Raw genomic sequence first — 19,547 nt, forward strand, 5'->3', positions numbered from 1 at the left:
CAATGAGTTCTAACGCAGGTCGCAATAGAGCGAACCCCGTCGGGTGTGGATTCCTCTCGGAGAGAGAGCTGGATGCCTGGCTCGATGGGCGTATGGCCACGCCTCAGCGCATGGCGTTTCTTGAACACCAACATACCGGGTGTGCCGACTGCGCGTTGCTGGCGGCGGACATGGCATCGTTTTCCACCGTTGTACGCCACGGCCCGTTGGTGGGCGAGCGTCGCCAGTTCGACGCGACACGAGCCATCGTCGCCGCGCGGCTCAGGCAGGAACCGGTCATGGAGAAGCCCGCAGGGTTCTCGTTTGCGGCTCCGTGGTCCTGGTTGTCGTGGCGGCTCGTCGGCGGGTTGGCGGCGGCGGCTCTGATCGTCGTGGTCTTCGCGCCGGATCTCTTTCGTCAGGGCTCCCCGGGTCAGTTCACGTTACCGGACGGGAGCGATGTGGTCTTCACGCCTGGGTCGATCCAGCCTCCGCCTGTGACCCGTGGGTCGGGCGCAGGAGGGGTCGTCGATCTCTGGTCTCGGGCCGACGAGGCCTGGCGCAACGGGGAGTGGCGCGAGGCCGCCGACGCGCTGGGTCGTATCCGTGAACTCGCACCGGGTCCCGACGTCGCGCTCTATCACGGTCGGGCGCTCGTCATGGCCGGAGAGTTCGAAGAGGGCGATAGCGCCTTCGTGTCGGCCGAAAGCCAGAGCGACGCGATCGGGGCGGACACCACGACCATCCTCCATTCGCGAGGGATGGCGGCGCTGGGTCGACACCATCTGGACGACGCCCGACGCTATCTTCAGATCGTTGCGTCACGCGATCATCCGCTGGCGGCGGACGCGCGAGAGCTGCTCGAGCGCCTCGACTAGATCGCTAGTCCTGGGGGCGCAGCACGACGACGAACGGAGCCCAGTAGGCTGGGTGCGGCTGCGTGGCCGATACGTGGCGGCGCGCCAGGGCGAGGGCTCGCACGGCGTCCCCGTCGTCCCGCAACCCACGGTGGTAGGCCGTCATCAACATCTCTGTGGACGTGTCTTCCACACTCCACAGGCTCGCCGTCACGCCGCTCGCGCCCGCCTGCAGGAATGCCCACGTCAATCCGACCACACCCTCTCCTGGCACGATCTCGCCCTCGCCGGTCTGACACGCAGAGAGAATGACAAGCGAGCCATCCAGATCCAGTCGGGCGATTTCCGGCACCGTCCACCGATCGCCGTCGCTCAGAAGGACGGCACAGCGCCGGGGGTCCGACGATGAGGCCAGCGCGTGGGTCGCGAAGTGGAGGGTTCCGAAGCGGCCCAGATCCAGGCGATCCAACCGGTCTCGTGTGAACTGATCGGCCCAGAGGGTCTCCGGTTCCGTCTCACCCCAGAGGGTCCTGAGAGTCGTCAACTCCCGTTGCGCGAGCGGCAGTCGGGTGAAGTCCGCGCCCGCAGAGAATCTTGGATCGCCGGCCAGTAGAACCGGGGCGTGCGTTTCATGGGTGCGAGGTATCGCACCGGCCAGGGGTAACCGCGCAACCTCGTGTTGTTCGGCGACGAACGTCGGAACTCCGCCTGTCGTTCCGGTCGGCAGGGCAGCGAACGGCACCAGATTCAGGTCCTGGTCCGCGACCACATACCAGCGTTCGGCCTTTTCGACCGAGGAGGTGAGGTCGCCGAGTAAGAGTTGGTAGAGCTCCACGCCGACGCCGATGTCTCGATCCAGGTCCTGCATCGGGCGCTGTTGGGCTTCTCGAACCAAAAGGGGTCTTCGCAACGCGTTGCGATAACGCGTGGTCAGCGGGCGCAACGTGGACCAACCCGGGATGGCGCGGCTTCGGACCTCGTCCCGATGTACCAGAAGCGCGGCACCGCGATCCGTACCGATGAGGAAACTGAGCAGCACCTCGTGGGGCTTCAGGGATCGCCTCAGGATCGCGAGCGATGTCGCCGCCGGAATCCGCCGGCCCTCCTGCTCCGTGAATCGTCTGAGACTTCGGGCATGAGCCTGCTCCATCACTCCGAGTAGTTCCTCATGCTGCGCCTGTTCGGCGAGTCGGGCCGCGAGGTCGGCGAACGGCTCCGTCCGTTCGCGGAGATAGCCGAGGCCGGAACGTCGGGGATCCAGGCCGTCGGCCTGGCTCTCAAGGATGTGAAGCGCGTCGCGAAGCAGATCGTCGACACCGGCATCGCCCCCGTCGCCGGCGAGGATCGCCTTGGAGAGCAGGGCGCGAGATAACCAACGATGTTCGGGAATGCCACCGGTCTCCGTCTCCGCCACGACATCGGACAGAACGGAGATCGCTTCGTCACGACCGCCACCACGAAAGAGTGCCTCACCCAGGAAAATACGAGCCAGCGTTTGATCGGGGAGGTCGGCACCCTCCACATCGACCGAACGGAGTAGCTCGATGGCCTCGTCATACCGACCGGTCGCCAGACGAGAGCGACCCTGGCCGAGTCTCGCGGCCGTGGAGACCTTCGGGTGATCACTCCCGACGAGGGCGAACCAACGCTCGCTCTCCTCGAACTGTTCCAGGCTTCGATGGAGGTCGGCCCGGGCGACACAGATGCGGTCGCGCCAGCGACTGTCGCCGATCGCCGTGGCTTCCGTGAAGACCTGGTCGAGAATCTCTGCCGCCTCGGTCAGGCTGCCGGTGTTCTTAAGGATGATGGCCCGGTTGTAGCTGGCACGACGGGCGGAACCATCCATCTCGAGTGCGCGCAGTCCCGCGATCGCACGGTCGAGATGCTCCAGCGCAGACGCGATCTCGCCACTCTCGAGCAGCATTCCCGCGAAGTTGTTGTGGTAGAACGCCGCCAGGTCGTCGCGTCCGGCGAGGGAGGCGTTGTCGAGCGCCATGACATACGCCTCGCGAGAGGCGGGGTAGTCCTGTCGGCGTAGGGCGATGGCGCCCAGTCGATTCGCGGATCTCGCGATGCCGACCGGATTCTCGATGTCGCGGGCAAGTTCTCGTGCTCGTCTCGCATGGGCGTGAGCCCGGTCGAGGCTATCCTCCGCGCGGCCACGGTAGGCGATCTCTCCCAGGATCCATGGAGGGCGCCAATCACCGGGGCAACGGGCCTCGCGTTCGACGACCTGAGTGGTGAACTCCGCAACCGTATCGTTCTTGCGCGCCCGCCCGAGAGCGTCGAGCCATGCGTTCTCGTCGGGGCACGGGTCGAGTTCGGGCGCGGAACTCTCGTCGGCGGGGGGAGCGGTCGGCTCAGGATCCCCGGCTGGACAACCGGGGATGACGAGCAGGAAGAGCAGGATGGGCCAGGCTATCCATCGGCGGCGAACGGGCATCGACGGATTCTACTCGACGGAGCAGAGGATCTCAGCGCCGGGGTTTCTTTCCCTTGTCGGAGCGCAGTTTTTTCTTCGTCTTCTTCTTGGCGTCCTCGTCGGTCTTCTGGGTCTCATCTTCGCTCTTCTCTAGCTGCGTGAGCCACGCGTTGCCGCTGTCGCCGAAGAGATCCTCGAGGGTGTTGACGGCGGCCGATTCAGGCGCCGGCGCCGGACAGAGCGGTGCCCCACTCTTGGGCTTGGCCTTGGGGGTCGTCTCGGCCTTGGCGGTGGTCTTCGCTTTTGCGCCGTCGTCTTTCTTGACCTTCTCCTCGTCGGTCACGGCAGCCACAAGGCTTGTCGAGACGAGAAGAGCCAGGGCCAGCACGCCGGTCGCCAGTCGAGATCGTTCGAATCGCTTCATCGCCAGATACCTCATGAACTTGAGAGTCCTACCTTTATACGACGTTCGGACCGATTTGTCCCACCGTGCCCGAATTACGGCAGCTTATCGTCGTAGGTCACGACGATCCCAACGCTCTTGTCGCCCGGTACCGACGGAAAGTCCGTTCCGCCGGTTTCGCCCAGCTCTTCCCAGTCGTCCGAGCCGATCGTGTGACAGCCGGGGCAGCTGCGACTCGTCGCGGGACACTCCGGGGGGCAGTCCACCGGGTTGTCCTCGGTGCACTGGCACCACACTCGGAATCGAACGTCCTCTCCCGTGCAGCCCACGGGAGTCCAGAAAATCATATCGGATTCGACCGTCAGGTCGCGGATGTTGCATGACGTTGCCGGAGTCCGCTGAACCCGCACCTCGACGGGGCAATCGACGCAATTGCCGGCACGATTCGACCCGAGAGGGATCGAATTCGCCATCAGTAGATCGTTGATCACGGTCACCGTGTCGTCGTCCTGGTTCGCGACGTAGAACTTCTGGAACTCGACGCGCCCCAGACTGTCCATGGCGATCGGTCCGGCACCGACGCTGACATCGGTCGTTCCACAGGTGCCGGCGTAGTCATCGTCGTCGATGACCCGCAGCTGTTGATTGCCACGGTCGAGAATGAACGTCTGCAGGTTGTTCTTGGCGGGGCCGGTGATGGCAACGTCGATCAGATCCGAGCCGACACCCAGATCGCAGACCGGTCGAGCCAGATGGAGGTCGACGAGGGTGTTCGATGTCGATTCCGGAAGAAGCGTGACTTCACGTCCGGGTATCGCCGTTCCTACGACAAGACGCTCGGGCTGGGCCGCCACCGCCGGGAGGGCGCGTTCGACGATCCGTCGTCGTTGCCAGTCCGGTGCCTGAATCTCGCGGCGCCCGGTGACCTCGATGGCACGAATCAACGGCGCCGCCGCGGGGATCGCCACGGTGTACCACGCACGCTGAAAGTCGGTCCCCGAAGGTGCCGCGATGACGGTGACATCCAGGGCCTTGCCGTCGGCGCCGCTCGGTAGGCCATCGAAGAGGGGGTCGGCCCCCACCACCAACGGAGAGCCCACCGGGGCAACACCGAGGATCGCCGCCTGATCCATGACGATGAACCACGGCTCGGCGGGTCCACCGCCCGCCGGCGAGATGTTGGCCGCGACGTGGAGATACCCCTTCACCACCTCAGAGTTGGCGTCCGTGAAGAGCTGGACTCTTGCGCTGGCGAGGCCGGCGAGTTGGATGTCGCTGCTGGGCGGAACACCGGTCAGCGTGCTTACGTCCATGTTGTCGACCACCAGACGGGTCGTCGTGTCGATGACGATGAGTTGTGTTCCCTGCCCGACGAACGCGAACGAGCCGATGTTGTTCGGAATCGTGGAGAACGCGAGCCCTCTCGGCGCGTCGCCACCGGGAAGGGCAATCTCCGCTCCGAGTTGGTCCGTACACGCATTGATGACATCGATCGTGTTGCTGCCCCCGTTCAGGACCCAGACTCCCGGTCCGTTGGAGCCGGTAGGTGTTACGGAGACGGCCGTGTCGTTGTCCGTACTACTGTCGTTGATCGGATTGGGGTCCGTGTCGGGAGGCATGACGTTGACCGTCGCCGTGTTGACCAGTGTGCCGGTCTGGCCGGGTGCAATCTGCCCGCGGACCGTGTACACCACACGACCCCCGTTGGGCAGGTCCACGTTGGTGTCCAGGATGTCGCCCAGTTGGGGACCCAACGTGCAGGCGGACCCGGGCTCAGGGTCGCACGTCCATTCGACGTTCTGCAGGGCGGCGGGAAACAGATCGGTGACCGAGACGCCTTGCACGCCGTCGGGACCCAGATTGTCAACATAGATTTGATACGACAACGGGCAGCCCGACGCGGCCTCGGTGAGACTGTCACTCACGACGATCCGAAGGTCGGCGGTCGCTCCAAACGGGCCGCGGCGGAACGTCTCGGTCTCCCCGGCGATCGCCAGCCCACAGTGCGTCAGCATCACGAGTGCGATTGCCGGACGCCATATTTTCAGCACTCGGGCCACGACGCCCCCCAGGTTGTTGGGCCGGCAAGCGGCCCCGTCGCCCCTGCATTTATACGTCGATCCCGGCAGATCGGTGCGGCCGGACCCGATTCCGCGGCCAATTGGCCGGTCCCTGCTAGTCTCGGGAGATCCGCGGAGGGATTTGCCGATGGGAACGGGTGCCGGAAAGCCACGATCCATGGACCGTGGACGCGTCGACAGTCATCTCCTGACGATTCTCGACGCGGACTGGGAGGACGCAAGAAATCGCGCGGGGGACCATCTGAAGTGCGAGCAGGGCTGTTCCGAGTGCTGCCACAGCCTGTTCCCGATCACCCGGCTCGACACCTGGCGACTTAGGCGAGGGATGCAGACGCTGACGGAGAGTCATCCCGACGTGGCGGATGAGATCCGACGCCGCGCGCGAGAAGCCGTCGATCGGTTTCGCATCGGGTTTCCCGGCGACCCGGAGACCGGACGTCTCGTCAACGACGACGAGCGGCTGGATCTTTTTTTCAAGGAGCAGGACGGCGCGCCCTGTCCGGCGTTGGACCCCGTCTCGCAGGGTTGCCTGTTGTACACGTCCCGACCGGTGGCGTGTCGCACCTACGGTCCGCCGATGCGATTCGGGAGCGAGGACTCGGCGCCCTGCGAGCTCTGTTTCACGGGTACCACCGCCGAGGTCGTGGAGGCCTGTCGATATCAGCCCGACGTGGGTGGGATCGAAGAGTGGATCCTCGAGCAGATGGGCGTCGAGGCCGGTCGGGAGTTGGAGTCGCTGATCGCGTATGCACTCGCATTCGAAGGCGAGGATTCTGGTAAGGTTGCCGGCGGAGGTGATGATGGCTGAGGCTCGAAAGTTACCGCGGACCGCCTACGAACTGAAGGAAGGCGAGCGATTCGTTCCACTGCATGATGGTGGACGGCCGATCGAGTTCAGCCTCAAGGCCGTGGCAAGTGGGATCATCCTCGGGATCGTGTTCGGGGCCGCGAATACCTACCTGGGTCTCAAGGCCGGGCTGACCATCAGCACATCGATCCCGGTCGCGGTCCTGACGGTAGTGGTATTTCGGCTGCTCTCGGCGTTGGGTGCGAAGCATGGCCTGTTAGAGGCCAACCTCTCGCAGACCATTGGCTCTGCCAGTTCATCCGTCGCGTCCGGGGTTCTGTTCACGATTCCGGCGCTCTTTATCTGGGGCATGGACGTCGACCTTGCGCAGATCACGTTGCTGGCCATGAGTGGAGGTCTCCTCGGTATCCTCGCGATGATCCCGCTTCGTCGTTACCTGATCGACCGCGAGCACGGGAAACTGCCGTATCCGGAGGGGATGGCGTGTGCCGAAGTCCTGGTTGCGGCAGAAGCCGGGGGCAAGCAAGCCCAGGGTGTGTTTGCGGGTATCGGTGTCGGGATGCTTGTCAAGATACTGACCGACGGCTTCAAGCTGATCCCCGGAAAGTTCCAATGGGCCCTACCCTTGAAGGCCAAGCTGGCGATCAGCGTTTCGCCGGCACTTATCGGCGTTGGCTACATTCTCGGCATTCGAGTCGCGACCGTCATGGTCGGTGGCGCGGCCCTCTCGGCGCTGGTGATCATTCCAGCGATCTATCTATGGGGGCAGGGGATGACGACCCCGTTCTATCCGGAAACCGAGCTTCTGATACGTGACATGAGCCACGGACAACTCTGGCATCGGTACGTGCGCTACATCGGCGCCGGCGCCGTTGCCACGGGCGGAATCCTCACGTTGATCAAATCGATTCCGACCATGATCGAGTCGTTTCGGCTGGGGATTTCCAACATGCGTCGTCGCACCGAGGGGTTGGAAATTCGTCGCAACGACGATGATCTGTCTCTCAAGATCATCGGCCTGATCGCCGTGGCGATCTTGCTGACGCTGACCCTCGTTCCCGGCATCCTTGGCTATATCGATTCCATGGCGGTTCGTGCTGCGGCCAGCGTTCTGATCGCAGTGTTCGCCTTTTTCTTCGTCACCGTCAGTGCACGCATCGTCGGCCTGGTCGGTGTCACGTCCAATCCGACATCGGGAATGACGATCGCGACACTGCTCGGGACGGGGGCGATATTCCTGGCTCTGGGCTGGACGGACTCGTTCGGTAAGGCAACCGCCCTGATGGTCGGGACAGTGGTCTGTGTCGCGGCATCCATCGCCGGCGACACGTCTCAGGACCTGAAGACCGGCTACGTTCTAGGCGCCACTCCGCGCCGTCAGCAACTCGGCGAGTTGGCCGGTGTGATCACGTCGGCCGGATTCGTTTGCATGGTCGTGATGCTGCTTCATCGCAGCACCGAGGGCGGACTAGGTGGCGCAGACCTGCCGGCGCCCCAGGCGGTCCTCATGAAGCTGGTTATTGACGGGGTCCTTGATCAGAATCTCCCGTGGGGTTTGATCTTGATCGGCGTTGGCCTGGCCCTCGTCGTCTCGTTGCTTCGGATTCCGATCCTGGCATTCGCGGTGGGTGTTTACCTGCCGCTCTATACCATGGCCGCAGTCTTCTGCGGTGGGCTCTTGCGATGGTGGTTGACCCGCGGCAAGGACGAGACACGATCCGAGGGACGCCGCGAGCAAGGTGTGTTATTCGGATCGGGGCTGGTCGGCGGTGGAGGACTCACCGGTGTGATGTTGGCTCTGTGGGTCGTGCTGCGTGGAGGCAAGAAGATTCAAGGGGTCGGTATTGAGTACTCCGCCCTCGTGAACTCTGCGCTGGCTCTCGCCGCTCTCGCGGCAATCCTGTTTGTGATGGGTTACTTCGCGAAACGAAACGACTCACAAGCTCAGGAGTAGCGCGGTGGCCAAGAGGAGCCCGAAGAGCCAAAAGGCACAGCTTGATCGAAAGACGATCGGCTCGATCCGCGAGGTGGCCGAGGGCATCGACAAGCGTATCGGCAGGGGGCGAAAACCGGAGATCACATTTCCCGTCCGCTCGCTCGGCAACGTTCGCTATGACCCGCGCAAGGGGTACTTTGAAATCGGCCGCGATCGATCCACGCGGACCCTGACGGTCAACACCGCCAAGACATTTGCGCAGACCCTGAAGATGATGGGTCTGTCGAAGGAGTTGGTGGAGACCAGCGACTTTGCAACCAAGCGGGATGCCTATTACCAGTCAAAGAACTGGGGGGATGCGCACTTCGACGAGCAGAGCGAGTCCGACACCGTCATGGACGATATCGAGGCGATGTTCTCAATCCATGGCATCAGTCGTGAGCAGCTTCGTTACATCCCGGACGAACACGGTGGGTCGGTCGCGGGTGAGCTCATCGTCAACGACACCGATATAGAGACGGGTAAGACCGAGCGAATCGATTGCACCCGTTTTGGTTCCGGCGCGTATTCAATTCCGTCGATGGTCGAACAGCTGACGTTCGAGACCAAGGCCAAGTTCGTTCTCTGTATCGAGACGGGCGGAATGTTTCAGCGCTTGCAGAGCCACAAGTTCTGGAAGAAGTCCCGCTGCATCTTGATCTCGATGGCAGGCGTTCCGACCCGAGCGACCCGGCGTTTCGTTCGACGCCTCTCGGACCAATGCAAGTTGCCGGTCTACGCGTTCGTGGACTGCGATCCCTACGGCATCTCAAATATCTATCGGACACTCAAGGTCGGGTCGGGCAACGCGGCACACATCAATCGCTTTTTCTGTGTCCCGACGACATCGTTCCTGGGAGTCACGCCCCAGGACATCATCGACTTCGAGTTGCCGACCCATCCGCTGAAGGACGTCGATAAGAAGCGGGCCAGCGATGCGCTCAAGAATGATCCGTTCTTCAAGCGTCACAAGCCGTGGCAGAAGGCCGTCGAGCAGATGTTGAAGATGGGGGTTCGCGCGGAACAGCAGTCCCTTGCCAAGTGGGGTCTCAACTACGTGATCGACGTGTACTTGCCGAGAAAACTGAAGAATCCCAAGGCGTTTTTGCCCTGAAACGATGTTCAGGCCTCGCCGCCGTGCGTCGGGACCATCGCTGCCGGATCGATCCCGAGGTCGCGGAACGACGCCTCCCATAGCCTCGCCGGGGCCGTATCGAGGATCGCCCGTGGGTCGGCGGGCGCAATGACCCAGGACCCTGCGCTGATTTCTTGTTCGAGTTGTCCGGCACCCCATCCCGAGTACCCGGCGAAGCAGTGGTAGTGGCGCTGTTGTACGCCGCACAGGCGTCGGAGCGTATCTCGCGAGGCGCTGAACTGTAGCCCGTCCATCACGGCCTGAGCATCCTCGTCCTCCGTCTCGTCGCCGAAGAGGACGAGACCATGATCCGGTTGAACCGGACCTCCGCTTCGAACCCGCTTCTGACTAGGACCGTGGTAGGGGATCCCCTGGTCGCGACACAGGTCCGCAAGTTTCAATTCGCTCTCGTGATTGACGACGACGCCGAGGGCGCCCTCTTCGTTGTTCTCGAGGAGAAGGACGACCGCTCGTCGAAAGCTGGGATCCATGAGGTGGGGTGCCGCGATCAACAAACCGGGCGCGAGTGTCGCTTCATCCATCCCCTAATGATGCCTCGAAACCGTGCGGCGCGCAGGCGAATTCTCGCCGTCTGGCATCTTGGCCACCGTTGCCTATACATAAACAGGTGAAGATACTGGTCATCGACGACGAAGAAGCCGTTCGCGATCTCATTCGGGAGATCCTCGAGGAGATGGGCAACGACTGTGTCTGTGCCGATAGCGCAGACGCGGCAGACGAGGTGCTGGGGCATCACGCGATCGATGCGGTGACGCTGGATCTGGGAATGCCCGGGCGCGGAGGGCTCGAATGGCTCGAAGAGCTGTACGAGAGCCACCCGGAACTCGCCCAACGCACGGTGGTCATTACCGGCGCATGCCTTGAGGCCGATTCGGTGGAGCGACTGGCCGCCTGCGGTGCAGGAATCGTCGCAAAACCGTTCACTGTAGAGTCTCTTTTCGAGATCGTCCGAACCCAGTTGAGGGACGACGGCAAACCCAATTGACCGTCCGACCAAGGACCGCTATATTTCCGTGGCTCTGGCGGCGTGGCCAAGTGGTAAGGCAGAGCTCTGCAAAAGCTCCACTCGCCGGTTCGAATCCGGCCGCCGCCTCCAGCATCTACTTCCGGAGCACGAAGACTGAGTAGTCCCAGAGCCCGGCGCGGATCGCGTCGCGGCGGACGATCTCGAAGCGACGCCCCAGCCGCGGTTCGTACCAACTGGCGGGTCGGATGACGTCGCCGGCGTCTAGACTCTGGAGAGCCTTTCCCAGCAGGTTGAATCGCGAAGCGGTCGGCGCATCTTCGATCAGAAGCAGGCTCCCACCCGGCGCCAACACTCGGTGTAGCTCGTCGAGGCAACCATCGACCTGCCCATCGGGAAGGTGGTGCAAAAATCCGACCACGAGGATCCTCGCAAACACACCGGAACGAAATCCACTCTGCAGTGCATCGGATCGCAAGAATCGGTGCCCGGGGAACTTCCGACGTGCGTGATGCAGCAGTCGTTCATCTAGATCGGCACCCACGTAGTCACCACCGGAAAACAGAGGAGCGTAGATCCCGGTGCCGCAGGGAAGGTCGAGGAGCAGTCCCGATCCATCGCCCAATTCGCGCTCGATGACCTCACGCTCACGACGATGACCGGCTTCAATGACGCTACGGGAAAGATCCCACAGAGGTGGATAACTCACCGCCTTTAGGAGTAGCCTCTTGAACATGGAGGAGCGAGAGTACCATAGCCTTCGTGCCGCCGAAGATCGCCATTGGTGGTTCGTCAGCACTCAGAAGCACGTCGTACGCTGCGTGCGTTCGGCCACGCGACGGACTCCGTTGCAAGTGTTGGACGCAGGGTGTGGAACAGGAGGCTTGGCCAGTCGTCTCCGTCGTCTGGGCACCGTTCGCTGCATCGATGCGTCGCCGATCGCCGTTGAATACACGCGCGCTCGAGGCCTGGAACATGTCAACTGCTCAGAACTCATGACGGCGGAACTCGAGGATAACTCTCTGGACGCGATCACGTCCGTCGATGTGCTTTACCATGCCGGCGTCAAGGATCCGCAGGCCGTCGCAACGAGGTTGGGTCGCGCACTTCGGCCAGGTGGGGTCCTGGTCTTGCATCTTCCGGCATTCGAAATCTTTCGTGGTCCCCACGATCAAAGGGTTCACACCCGGAAGCGCTTTCGTCGCTCCGAAGTTCGCGAGCTGCTTGCGAATGCCGGACTCGATGTGCGGCATGTCTCGTATCGTGTGACCGCGCTATTGCCGTTGATCTTGGTCTGGCGGTGGGTGCAACGCAAGAGTCCTACATCCGATATTCGGACCCCGGTGGCACCAATTAATCGACTGTTACTCTGGATTGCCGATATCGAGAACCGAATATCGACCGTCCTTCCATTGCCATTTGGGTTGTCGGTTTATGCAATCGCTCGAAAGGCCGACGAGCGATGATTGTCGACCGACCTACCTTCTCATTGTGGGTCCCGCTTGGACTTTTCGTCGTTATGACGATGTTCGGCATTTCGATCCACGAAATGTGGCGAGACGAGCTGGAAATCTGGCTCGTGGCGCGTGACAGCGGATCGCCGCTCGACCTGTTGCGAAATCTCAAGACGCAGGGGCACCCAGCGTTGTGGTACGTACTGGTCTACATCGTGACGCGTGTGTCCCATAACCCTCTGACTATGCAGTTGCTCAGCGTCGGCATTGGTGCGTGCACGGCGTACGGGATCCTGCGGTATGCACCGTTTACGGTGTTTCAGCGTTGGATGCTCGTATTCGGTTACTACTGTCTCTACGAATACACGGTCATCAGTCGGCACTACGGATTGGCGGTTCTGCTGGTCTGCCTGTTTTGCATCCGCTTCGTGAAGACGCGTCGCCTCGATGGCATGGGCGTGCTGTGGTTGTTCCTTCTCGCCAATACCACCCTGCAGGGAGCGATCTTCGCCTCCCATATTCTCTTGATCATCGTGTTTCGATTCGGTTTTCGAGCCGGTTGGGACGAGCTTCGTGCCGACCGCAAGCTTCTGGCGCGGAGCGGTCTGGTGGTGCTCGGTGTCGTGGTTGGCGTGGCGCAGGTTGTGTTCGAGGGGCTGATGATGGGAGATGCCCATCTGGGCGTCCATCAACCCACCTGGGACCTGGCTTGGGTCGGCGGCGCGCTTTCGACGGTGACGACCGGCTGGGTCGCGCTGCCAAATCCTGCGGAGTTCCATCTGTGGAATTCCACCGTCCTCTCGGCGCTGCCCGATTCCTTCGCGACCGCGGTCGGTGCCTTGCTTGGGATCGTCATTATCGTAACGGCAATCAGGCAACTCTCGCGTCAGCGGACCCTGAGTGTTGTCTTTGCTCTCGGGTCGATCGTCCTGCTCGCTATCGTCCTGTTTGTCTGGTTTGGATCGATGCGGCATCACGGTCAGCTGTTCCTGTGGTTTGTAACCTGCTGTTGGCTATGGTACGGGCTCGAGTCCGAAACGACTCCGGCGGCCGAGACGCCGCGTCCAGGTGGCGTCTTCCTGACCGCAACCCTGGGTCTCCAGGTCGTGGCCATGGTCTTGTTGTTCGTGGCGGACGTTCGTCATCCATTCTCGAACGCTCGCGCCGTGGGTGAGCACCTCTCACGACCGGAATTTTCGGGCGTGCCCGTTGTTGGCAGCGTCGACTATGCGGCGGAACCCGTGGCGGCGTATCGACCCGGCCCGATCTACTACCCCGAGAACGACCACTTTGGAACGTTCATCGACTGGGGACCCCGTCGGCGTCACGTGCCGGTGTCGGAAGTCCTCGAAGATGCGCGACGTTTGTCGATCGAGAGCGGCAGCGATGTGGTCGTCGTACTCAACTACCCACCGGCGAATATGCGGATCGGGGATGTCAAGCCCTACGATGGAGGATCGGTTCTTCGCTACTTTGGCCAGTTCGGCGGAGCGCTCGTCGCGGACGAGAATTATCATCTCCTCCAGTTGGCGACTCGTCCCGCGATTCCGTCGGACGACAACGTTGACAGGTCTCCGGACCGACCGGATAATGAATAACGCCTTCGTCATCAAATAGATAGCACCTTGATCAACCACTCTTCCGACCACCAATTGTCCTTCGTCATCCCGGTCTTCAACGGGTCGAAGAGTATTGGGGGCGTCGTCGAGCAGATCCACGCCCAGTACGCGGATCTCCGTTTCGAGGTGATCCTGGTCAACGATGGTTCCGTCGACGACTCGGAGCGGGTTTGCGCGGAGTTGTCGCGTCGATATCCCGCGACGGTGACATTCGTCCATCTGGCGAGGAACTTCGGCGAGCATTCCGCCGTTCTGGCCGGTCTGCATCACACCCGGGGAGAGTACGTCGCCGTACTGGATGACGATGGCCAGAATCCGCCGGAAGAGGTCCGCAGTCTTTATGACGCCATCCGAAAACATGGCCAGGACGTGGTCTATGGGCGTTATCGCGTCAAGCAGCATGGGTTGATCCGTAACCTCGCCAGTCGTTTCAACGATCGGGTGGCAAATCTGATGTTACGGAAACCGAAGGACCTGTACCTGTCCAGTTTCAAGGTGATGAATCGTTTCGTCGTCGACCAGATCACTCGCTACGAGGGGTCGTTTCCCTACATCGACGGACTCATCCTGCGCACGACCACCAATCTTGGTCAGGTGGATGTCGATCATCGGCAGCGAGAAGGATCCTCCTCGACCTACACGTTGCGGAAACTGACTCGCCTCTGGCTGAACATGTTCCTGAACTTCTCGATCATCCCACTGAGAATCTCCTCGCTACTGGGACTGGTCACGTCCGGGATCGGGCTTGTTCTATTGGTGGCGATCGTGATCGACAAGCTCTACTTCAACGCCGACGTCACGGCTGGTATCCCGACGGTTCTCGTGCTCGTCGTGTTCTTCTCCGGCGTTCAACTCGTCATCCTCGGAACGATCGGCGAGTATCTCGGGCGACTCTTCCTCGATCACTCGAAGACTCCCCAGTTTGTGATTCGCTACGTGCAACGCGACGGACAGGAGCGATGAGCCGGTTCTATCGCGACAAGCGGGTTCTCGTGACAGGGGGTGCCGGGTTTATCGGCAGCAATCTGGCGATCCGGCTGACGAAACTCGGTGCATCCGTTCACGTCGTCGATTCGCTCGCACCGAGATTCGGAGCAAGCCTGACGAATCTCGATCCATATCGCGACGAGATGCAGATCAGCCTGGAAGACGTACGAGACCAGGATGCCCTCGGGAAGATCGTTCCGGGCGTCGACCTGATATTCAGCCTCGCCGGCCAGGTCAGCCATCTCGACAGCATGCAGGACCCCCATGGGGATCTGGAAATCAACTGCGAGAGTCAGCTTTCCCTGTTGGAGTGTTGCCGCCACGGGAATCCGCAGTCGACCATCGTCTTCGCAAGTACGCGGCAACTCTATGGGCGTCCACAGTACGTCCCGGTCGACGAGGATCATCCTCTGCATCCCGTCGACGTCAACGGCATCAACAAGCTCGCGGCGGAGATGTACTACACCCTCTATCAAGAGGTCTACGGCATGCAGACGGTGAGTCTGCGGCTGACAAACACCTATGGGCCTCGCATGGATCTCAAGACGGGGCGAAAGGGATTTGTCGGTGTGTTCCTCGATCGCGCATTGAAGGGGCAGGAGATCGAGTTGTTCGGCGACGGGAGCCAACGACGCGACTTCAACTACATCGACGACGTCTGCGATGCCCTGCTGCTTGCGGGTGAGACGCCGTCATTGCAGGGCGGGGTGTTCAACCTCGGTGCGCGAGAAACCTACTCCCTGCGCGAGTTTGCGGAAATGCTGCGTCAATTCTCGGTTTTCGAGATCCGTTGCGTGCCGTTTCCGCCCGACCGCAAGGCGATCGATATCGGTGACTATGCGGGCAATTTCGATCGGTTCGCCGCCGCGAGTGGGTGGAACCCACAAGTCGGGCTGGAAGAGGGGCTCCGTCGTACGGTGGAGTACTTTCGACAACAGCCCGACGATCGATCGCAGTAACACAATCGTCAGCGTATCGTCGTAACCGTCGCCCGACACCGCTCGCGGGGTTGCGTCCGATGGGAAGTCACCCTCATGTGTCCATGATTCGTCATTTCATGCGAAGTGGCGATACTGTAAGCGACCCGCCGTCCAGCGGCGTCGCAACACGCCTTCGTGACGGATTCGAATGACGATCGTGTGAGCGGCTGCCACCCAGTGGTTCATTGACGATCAACACCGGTGTCCACCCGTTTCCGGTAATTCCCGTTCTTCGTGTTTGTCGTGGTACTGGCATGGAACTGGCAGTGTGACGTGTCGCTGCACGTCCCTGTTTCAGCGATGCGGCCAGGAGGCGACATGTCCCAAAGGACGAGTCATTGGATTAAATCACTGGGGGCACTGGTGATTGCGGTCTCGGTGGGCGTTCCGGTTGTGCTTGCCGGTTCCATGGAACTTACCTGGGATCCGGTTTCGCATCCGGACCTCGCCGGGTACCGCATTTACTACGGCTCGAGCAGCGGGAACTACACGCAGAGTATCGACGTCGGGTTGGCGACCTCGTCTGCGTTGACCGGTGTCGCCGACTGTTCGACGCACTTCGTGGCAGTTCGAAGTCTCGTCGACAGCGGTTCGGAGTCGGCGGATGCGTCAAACGAGATCAGTGGTTGGCCGCGACCGACGATCAGTAACGCGTCGCCTCAGCAGCTTGCCCCCGGGCAAACCGTCACGCTCGTGGTGACGGGCAACAATTTCAAGCCCGACTCGACGCTGGAATTTGACGACAACTCTATCAACGTGCTCTCGCAACAGGTCGACAGTTGCGCGCAGATGACTGCACAGATCTCCGTCGGGTTGGGCACCAACCCAGGGTCGTTGTCCTTCGACGTCGTCCACGGGGATCGCGTCTATGGATCGGCGAGCAATCAACTGACCGTCTCTACCGATTCAACTCCGATGATTCCCAACACGAACTGGTCGTTGACGCACGTCAGCAGCGAGCAACTTGGCGGCACGCCGACGCCTGGAAGCCATGCGATCGACGGCGATCCTGGCACGTACTGGCATACACGATTCTTGAACGGCAACGACAGCCATCCCCACGAAATCCGAATCGATCTAGGTACGCTCTACGATGTGGAGGGCGTTCGGTTCCTGGGTCGTCAGGATGGTTCCCAGAACGGTCGAATCGCGGACTACGAACTCTACCTCAGTGCCAGCGACGGCAACTGGGGCGCCCCCAGATCGAGTGGGACCCTCGTCAATCAATCCGATCTGCAGCGCGTGAGCGCGGTCGGTACGGCGGTGAGGTTCGTTCGTCTCGTGACGACCAGCGAGGTGAATGGTCAGCCGTGGACATCGCTCGCCGAACTCTCCGTGGAGGGGAGCGCTTCCGCGACACCCAACCAGGCACCCAACGGCAGCATCGTCGCGCCGTCGTCGAATGTGACGCGGCAGGCCGGCCAGTTGGTCGTATTCTCCGGCGACGGGACCGACCCGGAGGACGGGACTCCGGCTCAGTGGAGCTGGGACTTCGGTGACCCCGCTATACCGGACAGCACGGCACAAAACCCAGGCAGCGTCGCGTTCCCGAACGTCGGTGTCTTCACCGTCACGCTGACGGTAACCGATGCCGATGGCCTGGCCGATCCGTCACCCGCGACGGTCACCGTCACCATCGTTCCGACGCTGGAGGCGGCAGCGAACCTCCGTCGAACGGACGTCAAGATTGAGGAGTAGCCGGGCTACCGCGTCGGAAAATAGAACCGCTGGGCGTACTCTGCGACCATCCGCTGCGTGCTGAAGCGTGGCGAAAGGCGGGCGATGGCGGCCTTCATGCGCTGGATCCACTGGCGCGGGAGGCCGTCGTCGTCTCGCGTGTAGTAGAGCGTGACGAGGTCATCCTCGAGGAGCCGGTAGAGGTCGTCTGCATCGCCCTGATCTCGGCCGTCGTTGTCGGCGCCATCCGATTCTTCACCGATAATCCAGCCGACCTCGGGCGAGTAGCCCTCGCACCACCAGCCATCGAGGACGGAGCAGTTGAGTCCCCCGTTCATGGCGGCCTTCATTCCGCTGGTCCCACTCGCCTCGAGGGGTCGGCGGGGGTTGTTGAGCCAGACATCGACGCCCTGAACAAGACGCCGACCGAGACGCATGTCATAGCTCTCGAGGAACATCAATCGATTGCGGTAGACCGGGTCCTGTGACGCATTCCAGATCGACCGAATCAGATCCTGTCCGGGACGATCCGCGGGGTGGGCCTTGCCGGCAAAGAGGAACTGCACCGGGCGATCTTCGTTCTGAATGATCGTCTTGAGCCGCTCAACATCTCTGAGGATCAGGTCGGCCCTCTTGTAGGTTGCAAACCGTCGTGCGAACCCGATCAAGAGGTGCGAATTGTCCAGTCGTGAATTGTGCAGGCGAAGATCCTCGGGAGATCGCCCGTGACGCGCAAGTTGACGTAATCCAAGCTGCCTCGTCCTATCGATCAGAACCTGTTTCTGGCGCTGGTGTGCGTCCCACAACTCCCGATCGTCCAGTGCCATGACCGCTTCCTCGAACCCGGGGTCAAGGATCCGCTGCTCGAAGTCCGGACCGAGTCTGCGTCTCAAGAGATTGCCGATGTCCTCACCCAACCAGGTGGGTAGGTGAACGCCGTTGGTGACCGACTCGATGGTCTTTCGTCCTTCCGCTTCCTGCAGTCCGTTCCACATCTCACCGGCGACTCGACCGTGGAGCTCGCTGACTCCGTTGACCTGACGACTCGTCCGCAACGCAAGCACGGTCATGTTGAATTCCTCTGCTGAGCCGTTGTCCTGTACGCCAAGGTCGACCCAACTCGGGCGGTTCTCGGCGTCTCCGCTCCAGGCGTCGAGAAGGCGCTCAACCAGCGAGCGCGAGAAACTCTCGTGTCCTGCCGGCACGGGGGTGTGGGTCGTGAACAGCGCGCTCTCGGCGACCGTCTTGAGCGCCGCGTCGTAGGACTGCCCCTTCTGCATGAGTTGATTGACACGCTCAAGAGACAGAAGGGCGGAGTGTCCTTCGTTCATGTGCCAGACCGAGGGTTGGATCCCCAGAGCCTCGAATACCCGGACGCCGCCGAGACCCAGCACCCACTCCTGACAGAGGCGCATCTCACGCCCGCTGACGTAAAGGACGGAGGTGATGGGGCGATCGGCCGGATCGTTCTGAGGGAGGTCCGTATCGAGCAGGAGCACGGGAACGCGACCCACCGCCGCCTTCCAGACCCGGAAGTAGACCCGCCGCCCGGGGAGGGGAATCCACAGCACCCGCTCCTCACCGTTCTCGTCGACCAGGTGCTGGAGAGGGACGCGATGGAGGTCATGATCCGGGTAGAAGTGTTGCTGCTGTCCGTCCGGGTCGATGGTCTGGCGGAAGTATCCGAGACGGTACATCAAGCCGACGCCGACGAACGGTAGCCCCAGGTCGCTGGCCGACTTGGAGTGATCTCCCGAGAGGATTCCCAATCCGCCCGAATAGACCTGGAGGCACTCGTGCCAGCCGAATTCGGTTGAAAAGTAGGCGACGGGGCTGCCGTCATGATCGGGGAACTGGCGCTGAAACCAGGTCGGATCCTGGGGGTAGAGGTACTCGTCAAAACGATCGACGAGTTGTCTGTACGCTCGAACGAACCCCTCGTCGTTCTGGAGTCTGTGCCAGTGTTGCGGGTCGACCTCGATCAGAACCTCGATCGGATTGCGATAGCGATCCCAACTCCAGCTGTCGATCGAGCGGAAGAGGTGACGCGCCGCAGGGGTCCATGTCCACCAGAGGTTGTAGGCAATGTCGAGTAGGCGGCTGAACTGAAGGGGAATCTCGACGTCCGCAATCGGGCGAGAGGCGATCGGCTCGTGGGTCATGGTCTAATTCCTGGTCTTGTTTG

16 protein-coding genes and 1 tRNA gene are annotated in these 19,547 nt (G+C 61.8%); 11 read left to right on the top strand and 6 right to left on the bottom strand.

Features of this window, described 5'->3' with window-relative positions; all coding sequences use genetic code 11:
- Positions 1-2 precede the first annotated feature (2 nt).
- Positions 3-857, top strand: a complete 855-nt coding sequence (locus OES25_10855; protein ID MDH3628138.1) for a hypothetical protein — start codon at positions 3-5, stop codon at positions 855-857.
- Between the two features lie 4 nt (positions 858-861).
- Here OES25_10855 and OES25_10860 read toward each other — a convergent pair whose 3' ends face one another.
- The 3 genes from OES25_10860 to OES25_10870 all read right to left on the bottom strand — a co-directional run bounded on the left by OES25_10860 (position 862) and on the right by OES25_10870 (position 5,721).
- Positions 862-3,279, bottom strand: a complete 2,418-nt coding sequence (locus OES25_10860) for a CHAT domain-containing protein (protein MDH3628139.1) — start codon at positions 3,277-3,279, stop codon at positions 862-864.
- A gap of 31 nt (positions 3,280-3,310) precedes the next feature.
- Entirely contained in the window at positions 3,311-3,682 is a 372-nt protein-coding gene (locus OES25_10865; protein ID MDH3628140.1) for a hypothetical protein, read from the bottom strand.
- Between the two features lie 74 nt (positions 3,683-3,756).
- Positions 3,757-5,721: a DUF11 domain-containing protein gene (locus OES25_10870; protein MDH3628141.1), complete on the bottom strand. Its 1,965-nt coding sequence runs from the start codon at positions 5,719-5,721 to the stop codon at positions 3,757-3,759.
- Positions 5,722-5,869: 148 nt separating this feature from the next.
- On the opposite strand from OES25_10870, the gene OES25_10875 reads away from it, so the two are divergent.
- From OES25_10875 to OES25_10885, 3 genes are read left to right on the top strand one after another with little or no spacing between them, the layout of a single operon-like run.
- Positions 5,870-6,550, top strand: a complete 681-nt coding sequence (locus OES25_10875; protein MDH3628142.1) for a YkgJ family cysteine cluster protein — start codon at positions 5,870-5,872, stop codon at positions 6,548-6,550.
- A complete protein-coding gene (locus OES25_10880) occupies positions 6,543-8,504 on the top strand; it encodes an oligopeptide transporter, OPT family (GenBank protein ID MDH3628143.1) in 1,962 nt (653 codons plus the stop codon). Before OES25_10875 ends, OES25_10880 begins: the two co-directional genes overlap by 8 nt.
- Before the next feature lie 4 nt (positions 8,505-8,508).
- The gene (locus tag OES25_10885) at positions 8,509-9,639 is read left to right on the top strand and encodes a DNA topoisomerase IV subunit A (protein MDH3628144.1); all 1,131 of its coding nucleotides are present in this window, start codon (positions 8,509-8,511) and stop codon (positions 9,637-9,639) included.
- 8 nt (positions 9,640-9,647) lie between these two features.
- Here OES25_10885 and OES25_10890 read toward each other — a convergent pair whose 3' ends face one another.
- On the bottom strand, positions 9,648-10,202 hold the full coding sequence (locus tag OES25_10890; GenBank protein ID MDH3628145.1) for a YqgE/AlgH family protein: 555 nt from the start codon (positions 10,200-10,202) through the stop codon (positions 9,648-9,650).
- 86 nt (positions 10,203-10,288) lie between these two features.
- Between OES25_10890 and OES25_10895 the strand changes: the two genes are divergently transcribed.
- Together OES25_10895 and OES25_10900 are read left to right on the top strand one after the other, a co-directional pair.
- Positions 10,289-10,666: a response regulator gene (locus OES25_10895; GenBank protein ID MDH3628146.1), complete on the top strand. Its 378-nt coding sequence runs from the start codon at positions 10,289-10,291 to the stop codon at positions 10,664-10,666.
- Between the two features lie 36 nt (positions 10,667-10,702).
- Positions 10,703-10,777: transfer RNA gene (locus tag OES25_10900), tRNA-Cys, on the top strand.
- A gap of 4 nt (positions 10,778-10,781) precedes the next feature.
- Here the strand turns inward: OES25_10900 and OES25_10905 are convergent.
- Positions 10,782-11,354 (bottom strand): class I SAM-dependent methyltransferase, encoded by a 573-nt coding sequence (locus OES25_10905; protein MDH3628147.1) that lies wholly within the window; start codon positions 11,352-11,354, stop codon positions 10,782-10,784.
- 25 nt (positions 11,355-11,379) lie between these two features.
- Between OES25_10905 and OES25_10910 the strand changes: the two genes are divergently transcribed.
- From OES25_10910 to OES25_10930, 5 genes are all read left to right on the top strand, one after another.
- The gene (locus OES25_10910; protein MDH3628148.1) at positions 11,380-12,111 is read left to right on the top strand and encodes a class I SAM-dependent methyltransferase; all 732 of its coding nucleotides are present in this window, start codon (positions 11,380-11,382) and stop codon (positions 12,109-12,111) included.
- Positions 12,112-12,194: 83 nt separating this feature from the next.
- The gene (locus OES25_10915; protein MDH3628149.1) at positions 12,195-13,697 is read left to right on the top strand and encodes a hypothetical protein; all 1,503 of its coding nucleotides are present in this window, start codon (positions 12,195-12,197) and stop codon (positions 13,695-13,697) included.
- Positions 13,698-13,724: 27 nt separating this feature from the next.
- Entirely contained in the window at positions 13,725-14,681 is a 957-nt protein-coding gene (locus tag OES25_10920) for a glycosyltransferase family 2 protein (protein MDH3628150.1), read from the top strand.
- A complete protein-coding gene (locus OES25_10925; GenBank protein ID MDH3628151.1) occupies positions 14,678-15,664 on the top strand; it encodes an NAD-dependent epimerase/dehydratase family protein in 987 nt (328 codons plus the stop codon). The genes OES25_10920 and OES25_10925 overlap by 4 nt, the downstream gene beginning before the upstream one ends.
- Before the next feature lie 339 nt (positions 15,665-16,003).
- A complete protein-coding gene (locus OES25_10930) occupies positions 16,004-17,383 on the top strand; it encodes a discoidin domain-containing protein (GenBank protein MDH3628152.1) in 1,380 nt (459 codons plus the stop codon).
- A 5-nt stretch (positions 17,384-17,388) separates the two neighbouring features.
- Here the strand turns inward: OES25_10930 and glgP are convergent, their stop codons facing one another.
- The gene (glgP, locus tag OES25_10935; GenBank protein ID MDH3628153.1) at positions 17,389-19,524 is read right to left on the bottom strand and encodes an alpha-glucan family phosphorylase; all 2,136 of its coding nucleotides are present in this window, start codon (positions 19,522-19,524) and stop codon (positions 17,389-17,391) included.
- Positions 19,525-19,547: the final 23 nt, after the last annotated feature.

This window comes from Acidobacteriota bacterium (genome assembly GCA_029861955.1).
In the GTDB taxonomy this organism is placed as follows: Bacteria; Acidobacteriota; Polarisedimenticolia; order Polarisedimenticolales; family Polarisedimenticolaceae; genus JAOTYK01.

Excerpts from the sequence above, each read along its gene's own strand:
- glgP (MDH3628153.1), bottom strand. The coding sequence starts at position 19,524 with ATGACCCACGAGCCGATCGCCTCTCGCCCGATTGCGGACGTCGAGATT.
- OES25_10890 (MDH3628145.1), bottom strand. The coding sequence starts at position 10,202 with ATGGATGAAGCGACACTCGCGCCCGGTTTGTTGATCGCGGCACCCCAC.
- OES25_10925 (MDH3628151.1), top strand. The coding sequence starts at position 14,678 with ATGAGCCGGTTCTATCGCGACAAGCGGGTTCTCGTGACAGGGGGTGCC.
- OES25_10860 (MDH3628139.1), bottom strand. The coding sequence starts at position 3,279 with ATGCCCGTTCGCCGCCGATGGATAGCCTGGCCCATCCTGCTCTTCCTG.
- OES25_10880 (MDH3628143.1), top strand. The coding sequence starts at position 6,543 with ATGGCTGAGGCTCGAAAGTTACCGCGGACCGCCTACGAACTGAAGGAA.
- OES25_10865 (MDH3628140.1), bottom strand. The coding sequence starts at position 3,682 with ATGAAGCGATTCGAACGATCTCGACTGGCGACCGGCGTGCTGGCCCTG.
- OES25_10915 (MDH3628149.1), top strand. The coding sequence starts at position 12,195 with ATGTGGCGAGACGAGCTGGAAATCTGGCTCGTGGCGCGTGACAGCGGA.
- OES25_10930 (MDH3628152.1), top strand. The coding sequence starts at position 16,004 with ATGTCCCAAAGGACGAGTCATTGGATTAAATCACTGGGGGCACTGGTG.
- OES25_10910 (MDH3628148.1), top strand. The coding sequence starts at position 11,380 with ATGGAGGAGCGAGAGTACCATAGCCTTCGTGCCGCCGAAGATCGCCAT.
- OES25_10855 (MDH3628138.1), top strand. The coding sequence starts at position 3 with ATGAGTTCTAACGCAGGTCGCAATAGAGCGAACCCCGTCGGGTGTGGA.
- OES25_10875 (MDH3628142.1), top strand. The coding sequence starts at position 5,870 with ATGGGAACGGGTGCCGGAAAGCCACGATCCATGGACCGTGGACGCGTC.